Below are 16524 nucleotides of genomic sequence, written 5' to 3'. Positions count from 1 at the left end.
GGGGCTGGGAAATGTGTATAAAAGACAGGGGTGTCGAAGCGCTGGCCGTCGAGCCGCACCCGGACCGCGGGCTGCCCGCGGCGGACGCTGACCATCGTGCGCTGGCCGGACCGGCGCCAGGTCCCGATCCTGCGCCGTCCCGGCAGGGCGAGTCCGGGGGTCCGGATGCCGCGGGGGGCCCGCAGGCCGTCAGGGAGCACCTCGACCTCGCGGATGGAGTCGAGGGGTACCTCGACGTCGCGGAACAGCAGGCCGGCGAGCTTCTCGCCGGGTCCGAGGTGGACGCGCAGCGTGGCGGGCGAACGCAGGGTCCGCGGCACCACCGAACGCAGTTACCGGTTGGTGCCGGAGGCGGCGAGTGTGTCGGCCGACGACCTGGCCACCATGACGACCGACGACCACCGCCGCGCCTTCACCACGTTCGTCGCCGCACTGCTGGCCGACTTCGACCGCTACGTCGACCGGGGGGACGTCGACCTCGTCCGCGACGGCGTGGGATACGGGCAGGCGGCGATGTGGCTCAGTGACGAGGAGTTCGCCGAGCTCACCGCCGACCTCCGGCAGGTGCTGCAGGCGCGCCTGGCCAACCGTCCCGGCGGTGGGCGCCGGCGCCGGCTGGTCAGCACGGTCCTCATGCCGGGGGTCGAGCCCCCGGGGACGGTCAGTCCCTGAGGCGCTCGCGGGCCTTCGCGGCCCGCTTGTTGGCCTTGGCGAGCACCTTGCCGGCCCTGCGGATCCGGCGGGGCTCGCGGTCGACCGTGCCGCGCACGAGGAGGCCGACGCCGATGCCCAGCAGCCAGACGTCCTTGGCGACGGACAGGCCCTGCTCGGTCGGGGCCAGGCTGCCCTCCTTCCGCATGCCCGGCGTCTTCAGGTAGAGACCCAGCAGCCCGCCGGAGAACGCGGTCAGTGCGGCGCCGGCGACGGCCGTGGGCACGAACGGGGTGAGCAGTGCCGCGCCGACGGCGATCTCGGCGGCCGCCAGCCCGGAGGCGAACTGCTGCGGCTGCAGCTTCCCGAGGAAGGGGTACGTGCCGCTCGCGAAGCCCTGCAGGCCGGCGGCGGTCTCCGAGTCGGCGCCCCGCTTGCCGAGGCCGCTGTTGAGGATGAAGGCGCCGGCGGAGATCCGGGGCGCGATCTCGGACAGGGTGATGGGCAGGCCCATGAGTACCTCGCTCGTGTCGGTCGTGCAGAGTTCAACCGGAACGGTCGCCCGGTCAGTGCCCATGCGTCCGGCGCTCAACCGCGTCGCTCGTGCAGGTGGGAGGTCCGCCGCGACGACCCCGGGGCGACTGCGCGGCGTGCCACTATGACCGCGTGGCGCACACCTCTGCCTCGGCCGGCGCGTTGCTCCGGCACGTGCGGACCGGTCGCGCCCGCAGCCGGGCGGACCTGGTGGCGCTCACCGGCGCCTCGCGCAACACCGTCAGCGCCAAGGTCGACCAGCTGATCGCGGCCAACCTCCTCGAGGAGGGCGGCCGCGGCTGGAGCACCGGCGGCCGGCCGCCCACGATCCTGCGCTTCAACAGCGGTGCCGGCTGCATCCTCGCCGTCGACCTCGGGGTCACCAGCGTCGACGTCGCGGTCACGGATCTGTCCGCGGGGATCCTGGCCACGGTCGGGCACCCGATCGACATCGCGGACGGGCCCGGCGCCGTCCTCGCCGAGGTGGACCGGCTGGCGCAGCAGGTGCTCGCCGAGGCGGGGCTCGCGCCCGACGACGTGTGCGCCGTCGGCGTCGGCGTCCCCGGGCCGGTGGAGTTCTCGACCGGCCGCCCCTCCCACCCGCCGATCATGCCGGGCTGGCACGACCACCCCATCCCCAGCGCGTTCGCCCGGTACGAGTGCCCCGTCTACGTCGACAACGACGTGAACGTGATGGCGCTGGGGGAGATCGGCGTCGAGGGGTCGGTGCAGGACCTCCTCGTCGTCAAGGTCGGCACCGGCATCGGCTGCGGCGTCATCGTCGAGGGCCGGGTGTACCGCGGTGCCCAGGGCAGCGCCGGCGACATCGGGCACATCTACGTCCACCCGGAGGACGGCCGCACGGTGATGTGCCGGTGCGGCAACGAGAACTGCCTGGAGGCGATCGCCGGAGGCGGCGCGCTGCTCCGCGACGCACTGGCGGCGGGACTGCCCGTCGCGACCACCCGGGACGTCGTCGAGCTCGCGCTCCGCGGGGACGGCTCGGCCCTCGAGCTCGTCCGGGACGCCGGCCGGACGATCGGCACGGTGCTCGCCGCGCTCGTGAACTTCTTCAACCCGCACCGCATCGTCATGACCGGCGGCGTCGCCCAGGCCGGCGCGCCGCTGCTCGCGGGGATCCGCGAGGCCGTCTACGGCCGGTCGATGCCGCTGGCCGCCCGGGCGCTGGAGATCACCGTGAGCGACGCGCCCGACCGCTCGGGCCGGGTCGGCGCCGCGCTGATGGCCATCGAGGAGTTCCTCGACGAGGACTCCGTCCGGTCCCTCGCCAGGTAGAGCTTTTCCGCCGCGGTGAATGGGCCCGGGAGGGGTCCGCGCAGGGGTGACGCAGCGGCTCCACGTATCCGGGGACGGCGGTGGCCGCGGCGCGGTCCGGAGGACCGCTACGTCATCTAGGTTCGGTAACCCCCGCGCACGACCTTGACCCTGTGTGAGCCAGGACATATGTTCTCGCCTCAGCAGACTAATAGTCAAAACTGAGCAAAAGTCCGGGTGGTGGCGTGCAGGACGAATCGCGGTCGACGAGCCCGCTGCTGGAGATGCGCGGGATCGTCAAGACGTTCCCCGGCGTCCGTGCGCTCGGCGGCGTGGACCTCGACGTCCGTGCCGGCGAGGTGCACTGCCTGCTCGGCCAGAACGGCGCGGGCAAGTCCACCCTGATCAAGGTGCTGGCCGGCGCCCACCAGCCCGACGCCGGCACCATCTCCTGGCTCGGGGCGCCGGTCACGCTGGGCAACCCGCAGGCGGCCATGTCCCTCGGCATCGCCACGATCTACCAGGAGCTCGACCTCGTCCCCGGGCTCAGCGTCGCCGACAACGTCTTCCTCGGTCGCGAGCACTCGCGCCTCGGCTTCGCCCGCATGGGCTCGGCCAACAAGGCCGCGGCCGGGCTGCTGAGCCGCCTCGGTCACCCGGAGATCCGGCCGACCGCCGAGGTCGGGTCGCTGTCCGCGGCGTCCCAGCAGATGGTCAGCATGGCCCGGGCGCTGTCCCAGGATGCCCGGCTGATCGTCATGGACGAGCCCTCGGCCGTGCTCGACAACGAGGAGGTCGGCCGGCTCTTCGACGTCGTCCGCGACCTCACCACCCAGGGCGTCGCCGTCGTCTACATCTCCCACCGGCTCGAGGAGATCCGGCAGATCGGCGACCGGATCACCGTCCTCAAGGACGGCCGCACGGTGGCCACCGGCCTGCCGGCCCGGGAGACACCGACCCGCGAGGTCATCAGCCTCATGACCGGCCGGACGATCGAGTACGTCTTCCCGGAGCGGCGGACGGCGCCGGAGCGCACCGGCACTCCGCTGCTGGAGGTCGAGGACCTCGCCCTGCGCGGCAGCTTCTTCGGCGTCTCCTTCACCGTCCGGCCGGGCGAGATCGTCGGGCTGGCCGGGCTCGTCGGCTCCGGGCGCTCGGAGATCCTGGAGACCGTCTTCGGCGCCCGGCGGGCCACCACCGGCACCGTGCGGGTCGGCGGCCGCACGCTGCGGCCCGGCGACGTCGGCGGTGCGGTGGCGGCCGGCGTGGGCCTCGCGCCCGAGGAGCGCAAGAGCCAGGCGCTGCTGCTCGGTGACTCGGTGTACCGCAACATCAGCATCTCCAGCCTGGCCCGCTTCGCCCGCGGCGGCTTCCTGAGCAGCGGCGCGGAGCGGGCGGCGGCCCAGGAGCAGGTCCGGGCGCTGGACGTGCGCCCCCAGGACGTGGACCGCGAGGTGCGCACGCTGTCCGGCGGCAACCAGCAGAAGGTCGTCCTGGCCCGCTGGCTGCTGCGCGACTGCCAGGTGCTGCTGCTCGACGAGCCGACCCGGGGCGTCGACGTCGGTGCCCGGTCGGAGATCTACGCGCTGGTGCGGGCCCTGGCCGACCGCGGGGTCGCCGTCGTGGTGGTCTCCAGCGAGATCCCGGAGGTGCTCGGCCTGGCCGACCGGGTGCTGGTCATCGCCGACGGCGCCGTCGTCACCGAGCAGCCGGCCGACGCGCTGGACGAGCACCGCGTGCTCGACCTGATCATGGAGGGGACGACGCACGCAGCCGGCGCCGGTCCCCGCGGAACGCACTCCGAAGGGGACGTGGCATGAGCGGAAGCACGACGGCGACGACCGGGGGAGTGGGCAGCAGCACGCCGGGCCCGGTGGACGCGGACGCGGCGCCCGGGGGCAAGGGCGGGGGCGGCTTCATGGCTGGCCCGGTCGGCCGCAACCTCGGCTTGGTCGTGGCGTTCGCGATCCTCTGCCTCGTCGGGGTGGTCACCGCCGGCGACCGGTTCGCCGACATCGACAACGCCCTCACCATCCTGCGGCTGGCCGCGGTCGTGGGCGTGGTCAGCGTCGGCATGACGTTCGTGATCATCGGCGGCGGCATCGACCTGTCGGTCGGCGCGCTGGTGGCGCTCTCGTCGGTCTGGGCGACCACGCTGGCCACCCAGCAGCTGGCCGAGGACGTGCACTGGATCGTCATGGTGCTCACCGCGCTCGTCGTTGGCAGCGTCGCCGGGCTGGTCAACGGTCTGGTGATCGCCTACGGCAAGCTGGCCGCCTTCATCGCCACCCTGGCGATGCTGGCCGCGGCCCGTGGACTGGCGGAGATCATCGCCAACCGGCGGACGCAGATCGTGCAGGACCGCGCCTTCCTCGACTTCTTCTCCGGCGACGTCCTGGGCGTCCCGACGCTGGTCATCATGTTCGCGCTGGTCGCCGCCGCCGGCTGGGTGCTGCTCAACCGGACGACGTTCGGCCGGCGCACCTTCGCCGTCGGCGGCAACGCCGAGGCCGCCCGGCTGGCCGGTATCCGGGTGCAGCGCCACACGGTGAAGCTGTACGTCCTCTCCGGTCTCACCTGCGGTATCGCCGCCGTCATGATCATGGCGCGGACGACGACCGGCAGCTCCACCCACGGCACGCTCCTCGAACTCGACGCGATCGCCGCGGTGGTCATCGGCGGCACGCTCCTGATCGGTGGCCGCGGCACCATCGTCGGCACCGTCCTGGGCGTGCTGATCTTCACGACCCTGGGCAACGTCTTCACGCTGAACAACCTGTCCAGTTCGGCCCAGGCGGTGGCCCGCGGCGTGATCATCGTGGCCGCGGTCCTGCTCCAGCAGCGCTTGGCGACGGGAGGCTTCAGCTTCCGCCGGTCCTCCGACCGGCCCACGTCCACCGGCGGACCCGTCGTCCAGGGATCGCCCGCGGGGGCCGTCTCCGGTGGGACCGGCACCGACGGCGGCCCCGGTGGCTCGCGCCCCGGCGCCGGTGTCGACCCGGCCGGGACCTGACCCCCACCGCTCCCGACCAGCACCACCCGACGGGCTCCGGCCCCCGGGGCACCACCGCACACCCATCCCACCCGCACGACCCAACGACCTGGCCGAACGGAGCCAGGGAGGCGATACCGAGGAGAGAACATGTCTGCAACGAGGCAGCGCCCGTACCGTCGCCTGGCTTCGACCACGGCGGCCCTGATCGGCGCCGGGGTGCTCCTGACCGCGTGCACCGGCAACACCCCCGAGAACGAGGGGGGTGGCGGCGGCGGCAGCAACGCAGCCAGCGCCAACGACGAGGCCGGCGAGACCGTCACCATCGGCTTCTCCGCGCCGGCCGCCGACCACGGCTGGATGGCCGGCATCACCGAGGCCGCTCGCGCCGAGGCCGAGAACTACGAGGACGTCGAGCTCATCGTCGCCGAGGGCACCAACGACGTCAGCACCCAGATCAGCCAGGTCGAGACCTTCATCAACGACGGCGTCGACGCCATCGTGCTGCTGCCCTTCGACGGTGACGCGCTGACCCCGGTCGCGCTGCAGGCGATGGAGGCCGGCATCCCGGTCATCAACGTCGACCGCGAGTTCAACAGCCCGTTCGCCGCCCGCGCCACCGTGCTCGGCGACAACTACGGCATGGGCGTCTCGGCCGGCACCTACATCTGCGAGCAGCTCGGCGACCAGCCCGACGCCGTCGTGGCCGAGATCGCCGGCATCGACTCGCTGCCGCTGACCCAGGACCGCAGCCAGGGCTTCGCCGACGCGCTGGCCGACTGCGGCCTGGACGTCGACAACCGCGTCGCGGCGGAGTTCACCGTCGAGTCCGGCGAGGAGGCCGCGGCGAACTTGCTCCAGGCCGCTCCCCAGATCGACGCCATCTGGAACCACGACGACGACCAGGGTGTCGGCGTCCTCGCGGCCATCAACAGCGCCGGCCGCGACGAGTTCTTCATGGTCGGCGGCGCCGGCTCGGCCAACGCCATGCGCGAGATCCAGTCCGGCGACTCGGTCCTCCAGGCGACGGTCATCTACCCGGCCACCCAGGCCGCCGACGGCATCGCCCTGGCCCGCCTCGTCGCCCAGGACAAGAGCCTGTCCGACGTCGTCTCCCACGAGGTGCCGCGGCAGATCGTCCTGAACGCCCCCGTGGTCACCGCCGAGAACGTCGAGGACTACATCGACACGGCGTTCGAGTCCTGATCCGCTGACCGGGGCCGCCGGGCGGCACTTCCGCCGCCCGGCGGCTCCGGGCCTCCCCTTGGAGTCCCCATGACATCCCCCGGACGTCCGCCCCTCGGCGTGGGCCTCATCGGCTACGCGTTCATGGGGGCGGCGCACTCCCACGCGTGGCGCACCGCCCCCCGCTTCTTCGACCTGCCGCTCGAGCCGCGGCTGGCCGTGCTGGCCGGCCGGAACCAGACCGCGGTCGCCGACGCCGCCGGTCGCCTCGGCTGGTCCGACGCCGAGACCGACTGGCGCCGCGTGCTCGAGCGCGACGACGTCGACCTGGTCGACGTCTGCACCCCCGGCGACACCCACGCCGAGATCGCGATCGCCGCGCTCGAGGCCGGCAAGCACGTCCTCTGCGAGAAGCCGCTCGCCAACACCGTCGCTCAAGCCGAGGCGATGGCCGAGGCCGCCGCCCGCGCCGCGCGCAACGGCGTCCGGTCGATGGTGGGCTTCACCTACCGCCGGGTGCCGGCCATCGGGCTGGCCCGGCAGCTGGTCGCGGAGGGGCGGCTCGGCACGATCCGGCACGTGCGGGCGCAGTACCTGCAGGACTGGATCGCCGACCCGGCCGAGCCGATGTCGTGGCGGCTGGACAAGCAGAAGGCCGGCTCGGGGGCGCTCGGCGACATCGGCGCGCACATCGTCGACCTGACGCAGCACATCACCGGCCAGTCGCTCACCGGCGTCAGCGCGATGCTGGAGACCTTCGTCAAGGAGCGTCCGCTGCCCGCCTCGGCCGGCTCGCTGTCCGGGGTCGGGGGAGCGGGAACCGGCACTGTCACCGTGGACGACGCCGCCGTCTTCACCGCCCGCTTCTCGGACGGGGCGCTCGGCACCTTCGAGGCCACCCGCTTCGCCCTCGGCCGCAAGAACGCCATCCGGATCGAGATCAACGGGTCCGGCGGCAGCCTCGCGTTCGACTTCGAGGACATGAACGTCCTGCACTTCTTCGACGGCGATGACCCCGCCGAGCGCGCGGGCTTCCGGCGGATCGTCGTCACCGAGCCCGGCCACCCCTACGTCGGCAACTGGTGGCCGGCCGGGCACGGGCTGGGCTACGAGCACGGCTTCACCCACCAGGTCGTGGACCTGGTGACCGCCATCGCCAACGGGGAGGACCCGACGCCGTCCTTCGCCGACGGCCTGCAGGTGCAGCGGGTGCTCGACGCCGTCGAGCGCAGCGCCGCCGCCGACTCCGCCTTCACCCGGATCTAGCCGACCCCCCGGGACTTTCGGTACCGAAAGTCCCCCTCTTCCGAGGAGACGACCGATGCCCCGTCCCGTCACCCTGTTCACCGGCCAGTGGGCCGACCTGCCGTTCGAGGAGATGTGCCGGCTGGCCTCCGGATGGGGCTACGACGGCCTGGAGATCGCCTGCTGGGGCGACCACCTCGACGTCGAGCGCGCCGCGAACGACGACTCCTACGTCCAGGAGAAGCTCGACCTGCTGAAGCGGTACGACCTGCAGGTGTTCGCGATCTCCAACCACCTCAACGGCCAGGCCGTCTGCGACGATCCGATCGACGAGCGGCACCGCGGGATGGTGCACCCCCGCGTCTGGGGCGACGGCGACCCCGAGGGCGTCCGGCAGCGGGCCGCGGAGGAGATGAAGCTGACCGCCCGGGCGGCGGCCGAGCTCGGGGTGAAGACCGTCGTCGGCTTCACCGGGAGCAAGATCTGGAAGACCGTGGCGATGTTCCCGCCGGTGCCCGAGTCGATGATCGAGGACGGCTACCGCGACTTCGCCGACCGCTGGAACCCGATCCTCGACGTCTTCGACGAGGTGGGCGTGCGGTTCGCCCACGAGGTGCACCCGTCGGAGATCGCCTACGACTACTGGACGACGGTCCGCACGATGGAGGCGATCGGGCACCGCGAGGCGTTCGGCCTGAACTGGGACCCGTCGCACTTCGTGTGGCAGGACCTCGACCCGGTCAGCTTCATCTGGGACTTCAAGGACCGGATCTACCACGTCGACTGCAAGGACGCGAAGAAGCAGGTCGGCAACGGGCGCAACGGCCGGATGGGCTCGCACCTGCCCTGGGCCGACCCGCGCCGCGGCTGGGACTTCGTGTCCACCGGCCACGGCGACGTCCCGTGGGAGGCGTGCTTCCGGATGCTCAACACCATCGGCTACGACGGGCCGATCTCGGTGGAGTGGGAGGACGCCGGCATGGACCGGCTCGTGGGTGCGCCGGAGGCGCTGGAGTTCGTGCGCCGACTGGCGTTCGACCCGCCGGCCGCGGCGTTCGATGCCGCCTTCGCCAGCGGCAACTGAGTCCCGCGCTGATGATGATCAGGTCTCCTGATCACAAAGGGTCCTGGCTCACTGTCGACGGTGAGCCAGGACCCCTCATGGTGAGCTGGGAGGTCAGCGACCGCCGCGGCGCGAGCGGGCGCTGAACGACGCCGCCGAGCTGCTACCGGCGCGGGCGGCCAGCTCGGCGCGGGTGCGCGCGGGACCGGAGGCCCGGGCCGAGCCGCCACGGGCGCCACCGGACGAGGACGCCGACTTCGACGAGCTCGCGTTCGCCGAGGCGCCGCGGCCGGAGCCGCCACCGCTGCGACGACGTCCGCCGCCGTTGCCCTGCTGCTGCGGGACCTCGACCACCGGCGCGGGCTCCACGTAGGGAGCGGCCGGTCCGGTCAGCGCGGTGATCTCGCGGGCGCCGGGCTTGATCGCCGTCACCTCGGGCGTGATGCCGGCCTGGCGTGCCAGCGTGCGCACCTCGCCGGCCTGGTCGGGCGTCGCGATGGTGACGACGGCGCCCTCGGCCCCGGCGCGGGCGGTGCGACCCGAACGGTGCAGGTAGGCCTTGTGCTCGGCCGGCGGGTCGACGTGCACGACGAGCGCGACGTCGTCGACGTGGATGCCGCGCGCGGCGATGTCGGTGGCGCAGAGGACCCGGCTGGTGCCGCTGGTGAACGCCTCGAGGTTGCGCTCGCGGGCGTTCTGGCTGAGGTTGCCGTGCAGGTCGACGGCGGGCACACCGGCGGCGGTGAGCTGCTTGGCCAGCTTCTTGGCCTGGTGCTTGGTGCGGGTGAACAGCACGCTGCGGCCCTCACCGGACGCCAGCTCCTGGACGATCCGCGGCTTGTCGGCGGCGTCGACCCGGAACACGTGGTGGGTCATGGTGCTCACCGGGGCGACGGCCGGGTCGACCGAGTGCGTGATCGGGTTGGACAGGTAGCGCTTGACCAGCACGTCGACGCCGTTGTCCAGGGTGGCCGAGAAGAGCAGCCGCTGGCCGGTCTTCGGCGTCCGGTCCATGATCCGCTTGACGCCGGGCAGGAAGCCCAGGTCGGCCATGTGGTCGGCCTCGTCGAGGATAGTGATCTCGATGGCGCCGAGGTCGCAGTGACCCTGCTGGATCAGGTCCTCGAGGCGGCCCGGGCAGGCGATGACGACGTCGACGCCCTTGGCCAGCGCCTGCACCTGCGGGTTCTGGCCGACGCCGCCGAAGATCGTCGTCGTCGACATGCCCAGGGCGCGGGCCATCGGGTCGACGACGGCGGCGACCTGGTTGGCCAGCTCGCGGGTCGGGACCAGGATCAGCGAGCGGGGCCGCTTGGCCTGCCGCCGGCTGTCCGACGCCGCGAGCCGGGCGACCAGCGGGATGGAGAAGGCCAGGGTCTTGCCCGAGCCCGTGCGGCCGCGGCCGAGCACGTCACGGCCGCCGAGGCTGTCGGGCAGCGTGGCCACCTGGATCGGGAACGGCGCGGTGATGCCGCTGCCGGTGAGCACCTCGACCAGCGGGGCGGGGACGCCGAGGGCGGCGAAGGTGGTGTCCGTGGGGAGCACCGTGGCGTCGGCGCCGACCGGCACCACCACGGGGGCCGGCACGGCGGCCGGCGCCGGGCGGTCCTGCTGCTGGTTCTGCTGCTCGCCGGCGGGGCGGGAGCCCCGGCCGCGGCCGCCGCGACGGCGACGGGCGCCGCTCTCGGAGGAGGTGGCGGAGGAGTTGCTGGGGGAGGTCAATGGAGTCCTTCGACGCTCGAGGCGGCCGCACGAGCACCTCGGCGAGCACGAGCGCCGGCGCACCTGCGCACGCGCAGGGCGGGCTCGCATCGTCGGCGAGACGTCGGTCAGCCTGGCGCGCCAAGGTGGCGCAGCCTGGGCCCGACGTCGATTCCTGCCGCTCCGGATGAGCGAGGGCGGCGCCGGTAGGACCCACTCAACCAGACCCGAGGCGATTGCGGCCCGATCACGGGGGAGGGACAGGTCACATCGGGTGAGTCGCGGGCCCGCGGAAGGTGGCGGGAGGCGAGCGGCGCGAGCCCGATCGAGGCGCACAGGTGGCGGCGCGCGGCCGGATGCTTGCGGATGTCGGCCGCCGGGCCACTCGTCCCCGCACTCGGTGACAGGGCAGGGTTCCCGCCGTGACCGCTCTCGCCTCCCCGCCGAGCCGCCGGATCCACCCCGCGTGGTGGGTCGCCGCGGTGACCTTCCTGGCCCTCGTCGGTGCGGCCGCCTTCCGCGCCGTCCCGGGAGTCCTCATCGACCCGCTGCGCGAGGAGTTCGGCTGGTCGGTGTCGACCATCTCGGCCGCGGTCGCGGTCAACATGGCGCTCTACGGCCTGACCGCCCCGTTCGCGGCCGCGCTGATGGAGAGCTTCGGCATCCGGCGGGTGGTGATCTCGGCCCTGCTGCTCACCGCCCTGGGCAGCGGGCTGACCGTCTTCATGACGGCGAGCTGGCAGCTGGTGATGCTCTGGGGAGTGCTCGTCGGGCTGGGCACCGGGTCGATGGCGCTGTCGCTGGTCGCCACGGTCACCGGCCGCTGGTTCGTGGCCCGGCGTGGGCTCGTCTCCGGCGTCCTCACCGCGGGCGGCGCGACCGGGCAGCTGGTCTTCCTCCCGCTGGTGGCGTGGGCGGACCAGGTCTGGGGCTGGCGGTCGGCCTCGCTGGGCACCACGGTGGCCGCGCTGGCCGTCGTCCCGCTGGTGGCCTGGCTGCTGCGGGACCGGCCGCGCGACCTCGGGGTCGTCCCGTACGGCGGCACCGCCGCGGACGACGTGCAGCCGGTTCGGGCCGGCGCCGCGCGCACGGCGCTGCGCGGGCTGGCCGAGGCGGCGCGGCGTCGTCCGTTCTGGCTGCTGGCCGGCGGCTTCTTCATCTGCGGGCTGTCGACCAACGGCCTGGTGCAGCCGCACTTCATCCCGGCCGCGCACGACCACGGCATGCCGGTGACCACCGCGGCCGGGCTGCTCGCCGTCGTCGGGATCTTCGACATCGCCGGCACGGTGCTGTCGGGCTGGCTGACCGACCGCGTGGACCCGCGGATGCTGCTGCTGGCCTACTACGGGCTGCGCGGGTTCTCGCTGTTCCTGCTGCCGCCCCTGTTCGGGCCCGACCTGCACGTCAGCATGATCGCGTTCATCGTCTTCTACGGCCTGGACTGGGTGGCCACGGTGCCGCCCACCCTGGCGCTGTGCCGGGAGCACTTCGGTGCCCGTGCCCCGGTGGTGTTCGGCTGGGTGTTCGCCGCCCACCAGCTCGGCTCGGCGTTCGCCGCCTTCGGTGGAGGAGTCATCCGCGACGTCACCGGCTCCTACGACCTGGCCTGGTACCTGGCCGGCGGGCTCTGCGTGGCCGCCGCGGCCATGTCGATCTCGATCCGCCGCAACCGGCCGGCGACGCCGTCGACCGGCCTGCCGACGGACCGGGTCGTGGCCGCCGCCGACCAGGCCCACGGCTGACGGATCCCCCCACCGCTCGCAGGCTCGCGGCGGCCCCCTGCAGCGGGGCCGGCTACGGAGCGGTGGCCAGGGCTGCTGCGGGGGTGCGGCCCAGGATCAGGTCGGCGGCACGCTCGGCGAGCATGATCGTCGGGGCGTTGGTGTTGCCGCGCACCAGCGTCGGCATCACCGAGGCGTCGACGACCCGCAGGCCCTCGATGCCGTGCACCCGCATCTGCGAGTCGACGACGGCCTGGTCGTCGGTGCCCATCCGGCACGACGACACCGGGTGGTACAGCGACTCGAGGGTGTCCCGCACCGTGTCCCGCAGCGCCTCGCGGCCGTGCACGGCGTCACCCGGGGACCACTCGTCGGCCAGCACGGACGACAGCGGAGCCGCGGTGCCGATCTGCCGGGCCTGCTCGACGCCGGAGACGAGCGCGTCGAGGTCGCGCTCGTCGGTCAGGTAGCCGGCATCGATGGCCGGTGCCCACGTCGGGTCGGCCGAGCGCAGCCGCACCGAGCCGCGCGAGTGCACGCGCACCAGCACGACGGCGGCGGTGAAGGCCTCGGCGTCCGGGTCGATCTCCGCCTGCTTCCAGAACTTCACCGGCAGGAAGTGCATCTGCAGGTCCGGCTCGGTCACCTCCGGGGCCGACCGGGTGAACAGGCCGGCCTCGGCGAGGTTGGAGGTGAGCGGCCCGCGACCGGCTGCCTTCCACATCGCCATGTTCAGCGGCGTCTCGGCCAGGCGCAGGGACTTGCCGGACCGGACGTTCCAGACCACCGGGACCAGCGGGTGGTCCTGCAGGCCGCCGCCGACGCCGGGCAGGTCGTGGACGACGTCGACACCGACCTCGCGCAGGTGGTCGGCCGGGCCGATGCCCGAGAGCATGAGCAGCTGCGGGGAGTTGACCGCACCGCCGGACAGCACCACCTCGCGGGTGGCGCGCACGGTGTGCAGCTTCCCGCCGCAGCGGTACTCGACGCCGGTCGCCCGGCCGTCCTCGACCAGCACCCGGGTGGTGAGTGCCCCGGTCCGCACGGTGAGGTTCGGCCGGCCCGCGGCCGGGTGCAGGTAGGCGTCGGCGGCCGACCAGCGGCGGCCCCGCTTCTGCGTCACCTGGTACTGGCCGACGCCCTCCTGCGCGGCGCCGTTGAAGTCGTCGTTGCGCCGGTAGCCGCTGGCGACGGCGGACTCGACGACCGCCGTGGTCCAGGGGTGCGGGGACCGCAGGTCCTCGACCCGCAGCGGGCCGCCCACGCCGTGCCACTCGTCCGCGCCGCGGGAGTTGTCCTCCATCCGCTTGAACAGCGGCAGCACGGAGTCGTAGGACCAGGACGGGTCACCGGTGAGCTCGGCCCACTCGTCGTAGTCGGCGCGGGCGCCGCGGATGTAGATCATCGCGTTGATCGACGAGGAGCCGCCCAGCAGCTTGCCGCGCGGCCAGAAGAGCTTCCGCCCACCGAGGCCGGCTTGGGCGTCGGTCGTGTAGTTCCAGTCGTGCCGGGTGCGCCAGACCTTGTACAGACCCGCGGGGATCTGCACCTCGAGCGGCTTGTCGGCGCCACCGGCCTCGAGCACGAGCACCCGCAGCGACGGGTCCTCCGAGAGCCGGCCGGCCAGCGCGCTGCCGGCCGAGCCGGCACCGACGACGACGACGTCGTACTCGTCCTGCACGCCGTTCACCTGTGCCGTCCGTGCAGCATGCCCATGACGCGGGCGAGGGCATCGGCGGCCGACGTCGGCCGGCCGAAGCTCATCAGGTTCACCGGCAGCGCGTAGTTCTGCCGGGTGATCGCCTTGGCGCGGGTGAACTCCTTGAGCCCGTCCTCGCCGTGGATGCGGCCGAAACCGGAGTCGCCCACCCCGCCGAAGGGCAGCGCCGGCACGGAGGCGAAGGTGAGCACCGAGTTCACCGACGTCATGCCGCTGCGCATGCGGCGGGCGAGGTCCATCGCCTTGGCCCGGGACTTCGAGAACACGGCGCCGGCCAGCCCATAGCTGGTCGCGTTGGCCCGCTCGAGCGCCTCCTCGGCGTCGCGGACCCGGGTGATCGTCAGCGTCGGGCCGAAGGTCTCCTCCTGCACGGCGAGGGAGTCCTCGGGGACGTCGAGCAGCACAGTGGGGGCGACGTAGCCCTCGGCGGGGAAGGCGTCGGCGTCGGTGCCGCCGGTGACCACCCGGGCGCCGGCGGAGGTGGCGTCGGCCACGTGCCGCTTCACGACGTCGATCTGCGAGGGCATGGTCATCGGGCCGTAGGTCGCCTCGCCGTCGGACCCCGGGCGCAGGTTGCGGACCTGGTTGGTGACCTCGGTGACGAACCGGTCGTAGACGGCGTCGGTGGCGTAGACCCGCTCGATCCCGATGCACGTCTGCCCGCCGTTGCTCATCGAGCCCCAGACGGCGGCGTCGGCGGCGGCGACCACGTCGGCGTCGTCGTCGACGATCATCGCGTCCTTGCCGCCGAGCTCCATCAGCACCGGGGTGAGCGTCTCGGCGCAGGTGGCCATGACCTTCTTGCCGGTGGTCGCCGAGCCGGTGAAGGCGATCTTGCCGACGCGGGCGCGGCACAGGGCGGCGCCGGTCTCACCGAAGCCGGTGACCAGCTGGAAGGCGTCGGGGCAGTCGGGCACCGCGGCACGCCAGGCGGCGGCCAGCCAGGCGCCGACGGCGGGGGTGAACTCCGAGGGCTTGAAGACGACGGCGTTCCCCGCGGCCAGGGCGTAGGCGATCGAGCCCATCGGCGTGAACACCGGGTAGTTCCACGGGCCGATCACGCCGACGACGCCCAGCGGCTGGTACTCCAGGTAGGCGGTGTGGTTCGCGGCCAGCAGACCGGTGGGGACCTTGCGCGGGCCGAGCGCCTTGCGTGCGTGGCCGGCGGCCCAGGCGAGGTGGTCGACGGCGAGGGTGATCTCGAGGATCGCGTCGGCGTGCGGCTTGCCGTTCTCGCGGTACACGAGGTCGGCCAGCTCGTGCATGCGCCGGGCGAGGTAGCCGCGGTAGGCCGAGAGGCGCAGCTTGCGCCCGTCCCAGCCGAGCGCGGCCCACTGCTCGGCGGCGGTGCGCGCCCGCCCGACGGTCTCCTCGACCGCGGCGGCGTCGTGCACGGGGAAGACGCCGACCACCGCGCCGCTGGCGGGGGCGGTCGACTCGAAGGTCTCGGTGGTGCTGTGGCGGTCGACGGTGCCCGCGGTACCGGCGTCGACGGCGTCCAACTGCTCGGCGAGCGACATGGGAATGCACGTTACCCGCGGGACACAGGCACCACAGCGGGGGTCGCCCGGTCGGGCTCAGTGCGGACCATCGCTCCCGTCGACGACGGCCCAGGCGGTCTTCGCGCCCGGTTCGGCGTACCAGCCGTGCGCCGTGGAGAGGTCGGCGACGAGGTAGAGGCCGAACCCGCCGAGGCCGGGGTCGCGGCCCTGCGCGGGGCTGGGCGGCACCTCGGCGGCGGCGTCGCGGACGGCGATCAGCCACTGGTCGTCCCGCCGGGCGAGGACCGCCGCGACGGGCGCGCCGCCATGGCGGAGGGCGTTGGAAGTGAGTTCGTCGGCGATGAGCACCAGCTGCTCGGACCAGTGGTCCCGCTCCGGGTCCTGCACGGTCGGCGTCCCCGTCATGGAGGCCCGCAGCCGGGCGCGCAGCGCCGCGAGTTCACCCAGCCCGCCCAGCTCCTGGCACCAGACCTCGGTGAACGCGTGCGGCGGGCGCGCGGACTGCCACAGCGCCACCGCCACCCGCCTCTCCATCGCCGGCTCCTGGGTCCCGGTCTCCTGGCGCACCGGATGCCCGTTCGACGGCGACCCGAACCCTCGTCTCACCCGACGGAGTGCCACGTGACTGGCCGGGCGGCCCGCGTGCAGGGCCCCGCCGCGAGCCTGCGAGCGGTGGGGGGCACGGGGGGTCCTTCTACTGACCCCAGCGGGGGATGGCGGCCGCGCCGGGTGCGTGACCGTGCGTCGCCGGACGCCTGCCATTCGTGCGGCCGCCCGGCCCGCCGGAGCCCGGTGGGGGAGCCACCGCCGCCCAGCCGGCGAACAGCGAGACCCACTGGTCGGCGGTCAGCGCCGTCGGGCGGGTGGTGGGCGGGAGGTTCTCGGAGTGCAGCCAGCGGACGCCGGCCGTGCCCGGCAGCTGGGCGCGCAGCAGC

15 protein-coding genes are annotated in these 16524 nt (G+C 73.5%); 8 read left to right on the top strand and 7 right to left on the bottom strand.

Going from position 1 to position 16524, the window contains the following annotated elements; all coding sequences use genetic code 11:
- The coding region (locus tag C5508_RS16365) for a hypothetical protein (protein WP_104526003.1) at positions 1–320 on the bottom strand (320 nt) is incomplete at its 3' end.
- A 40-nt stretch (positions 321–360) separates the two neighbouring features.
- Here C5508_RS16365 and C5508_RS16360 point away from each other — a divergent pair.
- A complete protein-coding gene (locus C5508_RS16360) occupies positions 361–672 on the top strand; it encodes a helix-turn-helix domain-containing protein (protein WP_104526002.1) in 312 nt (103 codons plus the stop codon).
- On the opposite strand, the gene C5508_RS16355 is transcribed toward C5508_RS16360, so the two are convergent.
- Positions 662–1165 (bottom strand): hypothetical protein, encoded by a 504-nt coding sequence (locus C5508_RS16355; protein ID WP_104526001.1) that lies wholly within the window; start codon positions 1163–1165, stop codon positions 662–664. The genes C5508_RS16360 and C5508_RS16355 overlap by 11 nt on opposite strands.
- Positions 1166–1317: 152 nt before the next feature.
- On the opposite strand from C5508_RS16355, the gene C5508_RS16350 reads away from it, so the two are divergent.
- The 6 genes from C5508_RS16350 (at position 1318) to C5508_RS16325 (ending at position 8966) form a co-directional block, all read left to right on the top strand.
- Positions 1318–2481, top strand: coding sequence for an ROK family protein (locus C5508_RS16350; RefSeq protein ID WP_104526000.1), 1164 nt, complete (start codon positions 1318–1320; stop codon positions 2479–2481).
- 224 nt (positions 2482–2705) lie between these two features.
- Positions 2706–4280 (top strand): sugar ABC transporter ATP-binding protein, encoded by a 1575-nt coding sequence (locus C5508_RS16345; protein WP_232797211.1) that lies wholly within the window; start codon positions 2706–2708, stop codon positions 4278–4280.
- Positions 4277–5473, top strand: a complete 1197-nt coding sequence (locus C5508_RS16340) for an ABC transporter permease (protein ID WP_104525999.1) — start codon at positions 4277–4279, stop codon at positions 5471–5473. The genes C5508_RS16345 and C5508_RS16340 overlap by 4 nt, the downstream gene beginning before the upstream one ends.
- A gap of 129 nt (positions 5474–5602) precedes the next feature.
- Entirely contained in the window at positions 5603–6658 is a 1056-nt protein-coding gene (locus C5508_RS16335) for a substrate-binding domain-containing protein (RefSeq protein WP_104525998.1), read from the top strand.
- A 69-nt stretch (positions 6659–6727) separates the two neighbouring features.
- Positions 6728–7903, top strand: coding sequence for a Gfo/Idh/MocA family protein (locus tag C5508_RS16330; protein WP_104525997.1), 1176 nt, complete (start codon positions 6728–6730; stop codon positions 7901–7903).
- A gap of 55 nt (positions 7904–7958) precedes the next feature.
- Positions 7959–8966, top strand: coding sequence for a sugar phosphate isomerase/epimerase family protein (locus C5508_RS16325; protein WP_104525996.1), 1008 nt, complete (start codon positions 7959–7961; stop codon positions 8964–8966).
- Between the two features lie 93 nt (positions 8967–9059).
- Here C5508_RS16325 and C5508_RS16320 read toward each other — a convergent pair whose 3' ends face one another.
- On the bottom strand, positions 9060–10667 hold the full coding sequence (locus tag C5508_RS16320) for a DEAD/DEAH box helicase (protein ID WP_232797210.1): 1608 nt from the start codon (positions 10665–10667) through the stop codon (positions 9060–9062).
- Between the two features lie 401 nt (positions 10668–11068).
- On the opposite strand from C5508_RS16320, the gene C5508_RS16315 reads away from it, so the two are divergent.
- On the top strand, positions 11069–12388 hold the full coding sequence (locus C5508_RS16315) for an MFS transporter (protein WP_104525995.1): 1320 nt from the start codon (positions 11069–11071) through the stop codon (positions 12386–12388).
- A 52-nt stretch (positions 12389–12440) separates the two neighbouring features.
- Here C5508_RS16315 and C5508_RS16310 read toward each other — a convergent pair whose 3' ends face one another.
- From C5508_RS16310 to C5508_RS16295, 4 genes are all read right to left on the bottom strand, one after another.
- Positions 12441–14057 (bottom strand): GMC family oxidoreductase, encoded by a 1617-nt coding sequence (locus C5508_RS16310; RefSeq protein WP_232797209.1) that lies wholly within the window; start codon positions 14055–14057, stop codon positions 12441–12443.
- Positions 14054–15607, bottom strand: a complete 1554-nt coding sequence (locus C5508_RS16305; RefSeq protein WP_104525994.1) for an aldehyde dehydrogenase family protein — start codon at positions 15605–15607, stop codon at positions 14054–14056. The genes C5508_RS16310 and C5508_RS16305 overlap by 4 nt, the downstream gene beginning before the upstream one ends.
- A 57-nt stretch (positions 15608–15664) precedes the next feature.
- Complete coding sequence (locus C5508_RS16300) at positions 15665–16123, bottom strand: ATP-binding protein (protein WP_104526004.1); 459 nt, start codon at positions 16121–16123, stop codon at positions 15665–15667.
- 160 nt (positions 16124–16283) lie between these two features.
- Positions 16284–16524 (bottom strand): hypothetical protein (locus C5508_RS16295; protein ID WP_198598133.1); only part of this gene is annotated, 241 nt, incomplete at its 5' end.

This window comes from Blastococcus atacamensis (assembly GCF_002938425.1).
In the GTDB taxonomy this organism is placed as follows: domain Bacteria; phylum Actinomycetota; class Actinomycetes; order Mycobacteriales; family Geodermatophilaceae; genus Blastococcus; species Blastococcus atacamensis.
The sequence above is the reverse complement of the archived record's forward strand: the minus strand, read 5'-3'. Positions and strand labels throughout refer to the sequence as shown.